The following is an 11,187-nucleotide window of genomic DNA, read 5'->3' as shown; positions in this document are numbered from 1 at the left end:
ATGTTGTGTGCTAACTTTATTCTACAGAAAGGGTCTTCCTTTTTCTATACCATCACGTGGTCATATTCTATTTACACAAAATATTTTACACTCTCATTCGTTAAAGTGGTAGCCAAATTTATATTTCTCCTAGAGAATTTAACTTTCCAAAGTATAGATTTTTTCCCTTATCAAAAGCTATAGGTAAATCACCAAGAAGGCGATCGTTAATGAAAATGATTGGGTTGTAATTATTGATCTAAATAAAGATACCGCTACATAAGCAGCAACTAAGCTCGGTCGTGCAAAAGAAAACGAAGTCGATACGGGAAATCTAAAACAGGATTAGGCAAGATGCAGTAGGAGGAGCAATACCATATGACACTATCTGTTTTAGCTGAAATCATGCTTATTATCTTATTAGGAATGGGTTCACAGTGGATTTCTTGGCGTTTTCAGATGCCTGCCATTGTCGTCATGTCCGTTGTTGGTTTATTGGCAGGACCCTTCTTTGACCTAATCCAACCTGAAGGTACATTTGGCGACTTATATAAACCGTTAATTTCTATTGCCGTTGCCATTATTTTATTTGAGGGTAGTTTAAGTCTAAATATAAAAGAAGTAAAAGGACTGGGTCGGCCCGTTATTCGACTTATAACAATTGGTGCATTATTAAGTTGGATTTTAGGTTCACTAGCTGCACATTATGTTGCAGGGTTAAGTTGGGCTGTCTCATTCGTGATCGGCGCCTTATTTATCGTTACAGGGCCTACTGTTATTCTACCGTTATTACGTCAATCCAAGTTAAAGCCAAGACCAGCAAAAATATTGAAATGGGAAGGCATTATCGTAGACCCTTTAGGAGCCTTACTAGCCGTTTTAGCCTTTGAAGTGATCATCGTGTTAACGAATGGCACAGCGGATTTATCAAGATTACTCGAATTTTTTATTGGGTTTCTATTAGCTGGACTTCTCGGGTGGGCTTGTGGTCGTGGTGTTGGTTGGATGTTTAAAAAAGGGTATATTCCCGAATTTCTTAAATCCCCTATTGTGTTTACGATTGTGATTAGTTGTTTTACGCTTGCCGATGAAATTAAGCACGAGGCTGGACTTCTAGCCGTCACCGTCATGGGGATGACCTTAGCTAACATTGGCGTTCGGTCGATTGAAGATATGCGCCATTTTAAGGAGAATATTTCGATTCTACTCCTATCTACCATCTTTGTGATGTTAACAGCATCTTTAACGATGGACACACTATTCGATATCTTACAGCCAGAGATCTTGGCCTTTGTCGTGTTAATGTTATTTCTTGTTCGTCCACTATCTATATTTCTTTCCACCATTCGAACGGATTTATCGCTCAGTGAAAAAGCATTAGTGGGTTGGATTGCACCACGAGGGATCGTGGCTTTAACCGTATCAAGTTATTTTGCTTCTATCTTATTAGAAGAAGGATACACAGATGCCACCATTGTCACCCCTGTCACGTTTGCACTCGTCTTTTTCACGGTATGTGCCCATGGCTTTACATTAGAACCACTAGCCAAAACATTAGACCTCTCGATAGATGACCAACCTGGCGTGTTGCTAGTGGATAGTAACCCTTTCTCGGTTGCATTTGGGCAGTTTTTACAACAGTTAAACATTCCTGTTAAAATCGTGGACTCTTCTTCTGAGAAATTAGAAAACGTAAAGGAAGCTGACTTACCTTATCATCATGGCGAGATCTTGTCGGAAGAAACTGAACACTCTATTGATCTGACCCCATTTGATTACCTCATTACAGGGACAGATTCCGATGCTTACAATGCACTCGTCTGTTCGACATACATTCCTGAATATGGCCGCCATCATGTGTTTCGATTAAGCGTCGAAGAAGGTGAAACAGTTGAAGATCTTAAACCTACAATAGGCGGGCGAGTTTTATTTGGAGAGGGATATACCTTAACAACCCTTTCCAAAGCAATTGAAAATGGTTTTGAATTTAAAAAAACGTCAATCACAAAGGAATATAATGACCAACAATATAACCAAGACAGAAGCGAAAGAGAAATCCGATTATTCGTGCATAGAAAGTCAGGAGAACTAGAGTTTTTCACTCCCGATTCGGAAATAACAGCAGAAGAAGGGGATTTTGTCATTAGCCTCATTCCACCAGAGGAAGAGTCGTCTTAGAAGCCAATTGACGCTCACAGGTCTAGATTTCTTAATCTTTTCATAAACGACTCATAACGCGATCAATCAGAATGAAGTAACTTGGGCATAAATCCGATCACAATATTAAAAGGAGACTGTTTGAATCACATGAACAGTCTCCTTCTATTTAGATTAAAATTTGAATACTTCCATATTGAGAATGAGAAACTCATCGGTTACATAAGGTTCTCACCAATGTATCTAAGTGATTTTTTATTTTATACTTCATTAATGCACCCGATTTTTCATAATTGCTTATCTATTCTTGAAAAACTTCGTTATCTAGTTGGCAGTGGTGCTCGCTGAGAAATAAACCCTTTGTCCACTAATTCATTCCAAAACGATTGTGGAATGTCTTGATTCATCATCTCTACATCTTCTGCATTGTGTTCCGGACGTGTTGAACCTGGAATGACAGCCTTTACTGCTGGATGGGCAGTTGAAAATTGTAAGGCTGCTGCTTTCAAGCTCACATTATGATGTTCTGCAATTACTTTTAACCGCTTTACTTGATTGACTATGTCAGCATCAGCTTTAGCATAATCAAAATGATATCCTCCAAGTAACACACCAGAATTAAATGGACTTCCTACAATGATATCGACACCTTTTTCCTCAGCTTTTGGCAGCATGCGTTCTAAGGCATGCTCATGCTTTAAAAGCGTGTATTGTGTGGCAGATAAGCAGACATCAGGTTGAGCTTCTTCCAAGTCCATTGCTAGTTCAATCGGTTCGGTTGTATTAACACCAAGTCCCCATGATTTGATCACTCCTTCTTCACGAAGGCGACTTAAGACACGAAAGGCGCCATTTCTAGCCTCATCAAACTTTGTAATCCATTCATCTCCATGAAAATCAGGGGAAACATCATGAACGAAGACCATATCCAAGTGGTCGGTTTTTAACCGGGCTAAACTTTGTTCAATAGATTTCATAGTGGCTTCTTCTGTATAATCCGTTATGACTTTATTTTGACGACCATCCTCAAATAAGCCTTCTGTATTTTTTTTCATCGGTCATATAACGTCCAACTTTCGTACCTATGAAATAATCATCACGATTATACGCTGATAACGCCTCGCCTAAACGCATTTCCGCTAAACCTGCTCCATAAAAAGGTGCAGTATCAAAATAACGAATTCCTTGATTCCAGGCAGTTTGTATGGTTTTTTGTGCTTCCTCTTCGGGAACGTCTCTGAACATATTTCCTAATGGCGCGGTTCCAAGACCTACTTTATGTTTAAGTGCTTGCTCTAACGAATTCAACTAAAATCCTCCTTATCATGAAGTTACATATATCTTTTCCCACTTACACACTGCACTAAAACATGAAGACTTGGAAATTTAAATCGTTTTAGGTTGTAACCTTACTAATTCTAGATAAGTTTAAACACTTTAATCTGTTGATATGCTTGAAAAGAGAATGAGACAACAAAACATCCAACATATCAGTGATATACAATGAGCTACCATAGAAACGAACGGTCAGTTAGGCTGAGCGTTAAAGTCTGATCACCAATATGCGACTAAACAGGATAATCAGATGCTTAAATCGCTGCTTGAATCCAATCAACCTCATCAGAATAGCAATTCAGAAACACAAACTAATAATTCTAATAACGTCTTTACAGAAGTCAAAGACAGACAGCATAAAATAAAGCTTCAAAAGGATTTGGGTTAAGGATTCAATGATTGTATAGAATTGTTGAGTTTGAACAAGCCTTCTTAACTATAGACAATTAAGCAACAAGACTACCTCCTTTGACAGTTTATTTACTTTTTTGAAACGTTTTTTTTATGCTGCTCTTGATAATGTTTTCATGTAAATCATCGTGATTTTGGATGAAGGTTTATTCAAGAATATGATTAAAAAATTAAAAACACCTCTTCCAAGCTAGTGGATTCCAAATATTTTCATCCCAAACATAATAAAACATATCTAATTGGTTTTGCGTTCTTTATAACTGGCGAAGTGGATGTATTTCATATCTTCACTGATAATTTTTCCGAATTCACAACACCTCTCATGGACTATAAAACACTGCACGTAAGCTGTAGGATCAATTGTTTTCACCGTCTCTCCAATGCACAAATATCCTCTGAACTATTTTATTACTTTTACTGATAATACCAAGAGTATAAGTTTGAAGAAGGTTCCGTTCAGAAAATTATTTATTTCATGTATACCCATCTTAATCTTCTCTTGGACAAAAGAACGCACGAATCATTCAATTGATTTTCACAACCATTTTATCTTACACTAGTAGAGATTGGGTAGGGTTTTTCCTTGTATAAATTAATTCCGCTATTAACAACAAGGCAAACTTACCACTTTTACCTTCACATATTTTACAAAAACTAATGTGCGTCAACTTAATAACAGCGTATATCTAATTTTCTTAAAGTTAATTATTGCTTTAAAAAATATATAAGTGTAATAAACTAATTGCAATCCTGTGGTAAAATTAAATAATATAAAGTTAATGACATATAAAGGTGATGAGTTATGAATTCGAAAAAACGAAATTATAAATTTATTGATTTATTTGCAGGAATAGGTGGGTTTAGGTTAGCGAATGAAATGATTAATTCACACAATATGGAATGTGTGTTTTCTTCAGAAATTGATAAATATGCTTGTGAAGTATACGAGCATAATTTTGGAGAAAAACCTTATGGTGATATTAAGGAAATTGATTCAAGAAAGCTACCAGATTTTGATATTTTAACAGCTGGTTTTCCTTGTCAACCCTTTAGCTACTCAGGGAGATTAGAGGGATTTGATGATAAAATAAGTGGAACTTTATTTTTCGATATTGTTAGAATTTTACGTTCCAAAAAACCAAAGATGTTTTTATTAGAAAACGTAAAAGGATTAAAATCGCATAATAAAGGTGATACATTAAATACTATAGAAAAAACATTGAGAAGTATTGGTTATAATATTTATTGGACTACTTTAGACAGTTACGACTTTGGAGTACCTCAGTATAGACAAAGATGGTTTTGTGTTGGTTTTAAAGATGATATTTATTTTGAATTCCCGTCAGGTAATAATAGTGGAACTGCTTTAAGAGACATTGTTGATACAAATAATACTGATGAATCATTAAAATTAACAAAATTTGAGACTGATCGTATCGATTATCATTTTAAACAATTAGAATTAACTGATGAAGATAGAATTCAGCACGATAATTCAAAATATGATCCCAAGACTAAGAAAGGAAAGTATGGGATTTATTCTTATCTAAAGCCAGATAAAACTTTAAGATTTCACATAGGTGATAAAGCAAAGACACAAATACAAGAAGCTTATTATAGTAGTATAGACAGTGTCGCACCTTCAATAATTGCTTCTAGGGAACCTAAATTATGGGATCTGAAGAGGAGATTATCTGTAGAAGAATGTAAAAAATTACAAGGTTTTCCGGATTGGTTTGAGTTTAATGTATCTAACGGACAAGCTATAAAACAATTAGGAAATGCAGTAACGGTACCAGTCGTAAAAGAAATAATTCAGCAAATGTTATACTATTACGAGAAAAGCATACCAATTCCTAAATACAACCAAATGAAATTACAGGTATAAAAGGTGCTAAATTTTTAGCACCTTTTATGTATTAATTAATATTTGATCTTTCACTTCTTTCACAAGCTTAATATATCTGTTTTCAAACTTATCTTTCATATTGATTGATAGGAGAAAAATTTGGGGATTGCCTTCATCATTTATTTCAATCACATATGGTTCATAGTTATTGTTTACTGGGTAAATTATTATACCGATATTAGATTTTAGCTGTCTACAATAGAATAATATCTGATATAAATCATTTGAACTAACTAAATCAGCTACATTTCCAGTTGAGGGATTGAATTCTTTATTCTTCACATCTATAACTGCCCTACTTATGTCTTTATATTCATCATAATCAATTAAAATATCAGGAGTATAACTTTTTATTCCATATTGATCATTTCCTTTAATACTAGTAAACACTTTGGGTTCATTCCACTTTGTAACACTTTCATTCAAACCTTTATCCAATAGTTTCCTGACATACTTTTCAAAAATGTCGTTTGAATTAACTAAAAATGAATACCACTCTACAGAACCATTACTATATGATGCTTTTAAATCCATTAAAATTTTAACTGAAGAATCAAGCACTATGGGATAATAGTCGTTTGCAGAATAAAATGAATCTAATCTCAGTTTTATTTCATCTAGTTCTTGATAAGTGAATTCTCTGTCATCCACATAATCGAACTCTCTCAGTAATGTATTTAATTTTATTATAACTTCTTCCTTTTGTTCATATTCTATCAATTTTTTTAAAGCAGCTTTAATTATTTGGTTTTGTAAAGAGTTTAGTGTATAATTCTCATCAATTATATTAACACCTTTATATGGTACTTCATATTTATTATAACTTTCAAATACAATACTCCCTTTTACTATATCTGAATACTTTTCTACTTTTTTAAACACTCCAGTTAACCCCTGAGATAACAGAGCATAACAAATTTTATAAAAATAACTTGAAATAGATGATAACTCAAATGTACTATCAATATCATACCCTGTAGTTTCCATTTGAAATTCATTGTACTCCGATGACACAAAAGAATACATTTCAAATATTGATTTCATGGTGATCGCATTATTTCTAGACTTAATTTCAATAAGAAGGTCATCTAACCTCAACACACCTACTGTATAGTCTTTAAAAGACAAAGTATTATTATTAATCTTTATTGGAAGATCCTCATTATCACGCAAAATTTCTTCTGCAATTGATATATATTTTTTTTCTAGAGGTACATCACTGTTTTCATTAATAATTATTTTACTCATTATTTTAGAAATTCCTTTATTGCTTGTTCAAACTCATCTCCTGTCAACCTTAAAGGAAGTTGATCTCCTAATACAGATTTTATCTGCAAGTAATTTCCATAACAAAATTCCTCAATCATAGGTAAAACCTTGTAATTAAATACCAACTCAAGAGAGTGAATATTCCAATAATACTTCCCATCTTCTCCTTTAACATTATCATCCAGGAAGTTGGCGTGCCCAACAAGTAATTCTCTATTTTTATGAGACTTAAGTAAATTTTGGTTTATTTTTGTTAATAAGTCGGACACTGATATTCCATCTTGTGATGGACAAAGATCTATAAGCAAATTAGGGTCTGGTTCACAATAAACATTAATAAACCTTCTCCTTAAAGCATGATCTATAGACCCAATAGTTCTATCAGAAGAATTCATTGTTCCAATAATATACAAATTTTTAGGTAAAAAGAGCTCTTCTTGGTGACCATCTACTAATATTTCAGTTTTATGATCCCTATCTAAACATTGAATTATTTCGCCAAAAACTTGACTTAAATTAGCTCTATTAATCTCATCAATAATTAATAAATGACTTTTTTGACTTGGACTATTATTTATTTCCTCTAACAAATTTAATAATAATCCTTTTCGATAGTTTACTTCATCCTTCTCAACTATGTAACCACCAATAAACTGTTGGTAAGAATATTGAGGATGAAACTGTATATTAGTTACTGTATCAAAACTATCACTTATTTTTGAAGTCAAATATGATTTTGATGTTCCAGGAGGGCCACTCAAGATTACTTGGAAATATTTAGATAGTAATTCATTGATTCGTTTCTCTGAAACTGAGTTTTGGTTTACATTTTGCATTTCAAACTTCCTCCCATACATATCATTTTTTTCATATACTTGTTCAACATTGGTCCAATAATCCACATTGTTTGGCGATCCTATAATAGACCTAATATATGATGCATTATGCGGTTCATCACTAAAATCTAACTCTATATCGTTATCAGCATGAAAAATTAATTCCTTCTCTTTACTAATTATATTATATGATTTAAGAAATTCATTAGTCAGCTCACTATAGGTGATTTTTCGTTCAAATTGAGTGAAACGATTTGCCCATATCGATAATGCTACTAAATTTATTTTGTGTTCATTAATTTGTGTTAAACTATTAATCTCATCTATGTAATTATACGTGAATTTAATTTGTTGGTTTTTTAGATCTTCGATTATTACATTTCTCCAAGTAGTTGCTCCACCAATGATATTATTTTTAAGTCTTGTTCTCACCCACTTTTCTAAAGATTCTTTAGGATTAGACCCCCATTCAGACATATTAAACGGATTGATAAAGTTTGATTTACTTGTAGGTTTTTCGTATGGAGCAAACAACCAACTCAGTCTTTTTGTTAAATCTACACCGTACTCTGTTATATTTTTTAAGGGTTCAAATGATAAATTATTATAATTACACCCCTTTAAAATTAAAAATGTAAAAAGAACACTTGGGTTTTTCACCTCTTTTTTAGTTAACTCTTTATAAGCCTTTTCTATCGTTTTTGTATCAAGAAAATATCCCACAATAATCACCACCAATTAATATCCGAATAATTATAATTTAATTCTATTAGTAAAACAATAATAACTCAATAAACCTGATTAAGTGTAATTTTTTATAAGGTATATCATCATTAAATTTGTGTAAAGTGGTAGGTAAATTGTCTTAGGAGATTACCCTCTCAGCATCAACTCGAGTGTAAGCGTCAAATAGAATAAACACTTTTTGCTAATTAATTCTGAACACTTTCTTCCTGAATTATGAGAGTTAGATTCTTCATTCGACGACTATCCTCATCACGAAATTGAATGACTTCTACTCGATGTAGATCCATATCCAAAATGACTGTAGTAAATCCCTGATCACCTAATAAATCGCCCCACAGACTTGAACCCTTATTTGAAGACAATATAATTGAGTTTTGTCATGCAAGTCATTAATGGGATGGTAAAAGTTAAATTCTCATTAATCCGTTTCCCTAAACATGATGTTATCAATACTATATATCAATAGTTGTAAAATAAAATCACGATTTATATGTTTTGTCAAAAAAGCCCAAATACACATCCTCGAAATACAAGGGGACGGATCAATATTGGTACTTCGAGCTAAAATCGCTCTAAAAAGTTCCGAAAGTGAAAAACAATTGAGCACAGAGAAATAATTTAAGTCAACTCTAGACATGTCCTAATTTTATTTTTTAACTGCCATTGTCTATGGATATTTAGTGAAAGTGTTAAATCTCATTAATGATAAACTAAGGAAATGTTAACCGTAAATCGATACTCCAAACTTTCAAAAGAACCGTGGCACTTAAATTGATAAACTGTCAAAAACTAAAATCGTGATTTGGTACTTAGATTATTGCTGTTTTAATATGCACTTACGAGCATCTTATTTTTAGTAATAAATTCGTTTCAAGAAATTGATATTCTAGAAACAATTAGCTTTTAGGACTTACTCATATGTCCAGCGTGTAATTTTCACCTTTTTGTACTGATCTCAAAAGCTCAATTGCATCTATTGAATACTTACTTCTCTCAGAATTACCTATTTTTATTGTCACATGATACTTATTATCACTCTCTTTAATATTAATTCCCTGATCGCTTTTAATTTGTTTAATAAGTCTGTCTGCTCCATGCCAGTTTGAGTAACCAAGTTCTTTCCCTACCTGTGTTAACATAAAAGGGTATTTCATATTTATTTGACTTGGATCATCCAATAATGATACTCCATATAAATTTGGTAAACCACTTTCTTCACTTACTGCTCTTTCTATAAGCTGAAAATCAACCTCTACACTTTTTCTTGGAATATCACTTCTAACCAATTGAAAAGTTCTAGCAAATAAAGCTCTTAGTAATTTTGGATGAACATTTTCTATTGCTTTATTAATTGAAAAGGCTTCAAAAACCCAACCAAATTCTTTCGCTTCTATGTACTTAACTCTTACTTCTTTTCCGTTTATGACAAATACCTTTTCTTTTTTCGGTACAGAATCTTCCATCAGTTGATTATTAAATTCCAAAAAGTATATGTTAGGAATTAATTCACCTTCAGACGATATGATTTCATCTATGTCAGAAAGTATTCTTTGAATGTTTTCATCACTCCCGCTGTAGCCTACAAATAATAAAGGGTGCTCTGCGAAAAAAGTTAATAATTTTGCACTTAAATACTTCTTTTTATTTAAAAATAGTTCATAATCATCCCTATCAAAAACTAATTCTTTATATTCATTTACGCATCCATGGATTTTGAAGATTTCACCAATAGACATGGTGTCAGGTTTTAGGACTCTTTGTCCTATGATTGGTTGATACTCATTAAAGATAGTTTCTAAAAATGTATCATAATTTGTTGTTATTATGGCATGTGGTTGAATAGCCTTTAAATGTTTTATCTCTGCTTTATGAATGTCGTTATTAATCTCTTCTTCGCTAATAGGAGTGATACTTTCGAAATATTCTTTAATTTTATATTTAATATAAGAAGATTTTTCAACATAGGGGTGAAAAAGTTCTTCTGGGAATCTTTCTTTTCCATCCCACGCCCATTTTCTATAATATTGTGAGAATTCAGTTCCTATTTCCTCTAATTGATAATCGCCTTGCAAATAATAACCTACTTCATGCGGTATATAGGAGCATTCATTTTGCAGCCATTGCAACAGCTCTATCCAATTAGGACTATTGAAATATCTTTTAGAAAGACCAGAACCAACAAATAAAACTGGCTGTGTTCCCATCTCATTTAAGCATTCTTTAATATCTATTGTTATTTCACTTTTATATTGTTCATAGCTCAACTAAAATCCCCCCTAAAAATCAAAATTTAACTGACTGAATATTATCACAATAACATATTTATACAAAAATAAGCCAACAAATTAATCGATGGCTTATTTTTGTAATATGATTAACTTAATCTAACTATCGAATTAAGGATATAAAAGTTAGTTTTTAATAACTGCCTTAATTTTACTCGGGTAACTGTAAGCGTCAAGTAAAAATGAACACTTTTTGCTAATTAATTCTGAACACTTTCTTCCTGAAATATGGAAGTTCGATTCTTCATTCGATGACTAT

6 protein-coding genes and 1 pseudogene are annotated in these 11,187 nt (G+C 32.6%); 2 read left to right on the top strand and 5 right to left on the bottom strand.

The features are described from left to right. Positions 1–357 precede the first annotated feature (357 nt). The gene (locus tag ABID56_RS12760; RefSeq protein ID WP_354221819.1) at positions 358–2,157 is read left to right on the top strand and encodes a cation:proton antiporter; all 1,800 of its coding nucleotides are present in this window, start codon (positions 358–360) and stop codon (positions 2,155–2,157) included. Positions 2,158–2,456: 299 nt separating this feature from the next. Here ABID56_RS12760 and ABID56_RS12755 read toward each other — a convergent pair. Further along, positions 2,457–3,381: pseudogene (locus tag ABID56_RS12755) on the bottom strand (aldo/keto reductase). A 1,303-nt stretch (positions 3,382–4,684) separates the two neighbouring features. Between ABID56_RS12755 and ABID56_RS12750 the strand changes: the two are divergent. Then, a complete protein-coding gene (locus tag ABID56_RS12750; protein WP_354221817.1) occupies positions 4,685–5,770 on the top strand; it encodes a DNA cytosine methyltransferase in 1,086 nt (361 codons plus the stop codon). 24 nt (positions 5,771–5,794) lie between these two features. Here the strand turns inward: ABID56_RS12750 and ABID56_RS12745 are convergent, their stop codons facing one another. The 4 genes from ABID56_RS12745 to ABID56_RS12730 form a co-directional block, all read right to left on the bottom strand. Next, positions 5,795–7,039 (bottom strand): 5-methylcytosine restriction system specificity protein McrC, encoded by a 1,245-nt coding sequence (locus ABID56_RS12745; RefSeq protein WP_354221815.1) that lies wholly within the window; start codon positions 7,037–7,039, stop codon positions 5,795–5,797. Next, entirely contained in the window at positions 7,039–8,619 is a 1,581-nt protein-coding gene (locus ABID56_RS12740) for an McrB family protein (protein WP_354221813.1), read from the bottom strand. Before ABID56_RS12740 ends, ABID56_RS12745 begins: the two co-directional genes overlap by 1 nt. Positions 8,620–8,828: 209 nt before the next feature. Next, positions 8,829–9,005: a hypothetical protein gene (locus ABID56_RS12735; RefSeq protein WP_354221811.1), complete on the bottom strand. Its 177-nt coding sequence runs from the start codon at positions 9,003–9,005 to the stop codon at positions 8,829–8,831. 552 nt (positions 9,006–9,557) lie between these two features. Continuing rightward, positions 9,558–10,907, bottom strand: a complete 1,350-nt coding sequence (locus tag ABID56_RS12730) for an SIR2 family protein (protein ID WP_354221809.1) — start codon at positions 10,905–10,907, stop codon at positions 9,558–9,560. Positions 10,908–11,187: the final 280 nt, after the last annotated feature.

Source organism: Alkalibacillus flavidus, from assembly GCF_040545925.1.
Lineage (GTDB): Bacteria > Bacillota > Bacilli > Bacillales > Alkalibacillaceae > Alkalibacillus > Alkalibacillus flavidus.
Note: the sequence above shows the minus strand (reverse complement) of the source record. Positions and strands in the feature narration are given on the sequence as shown.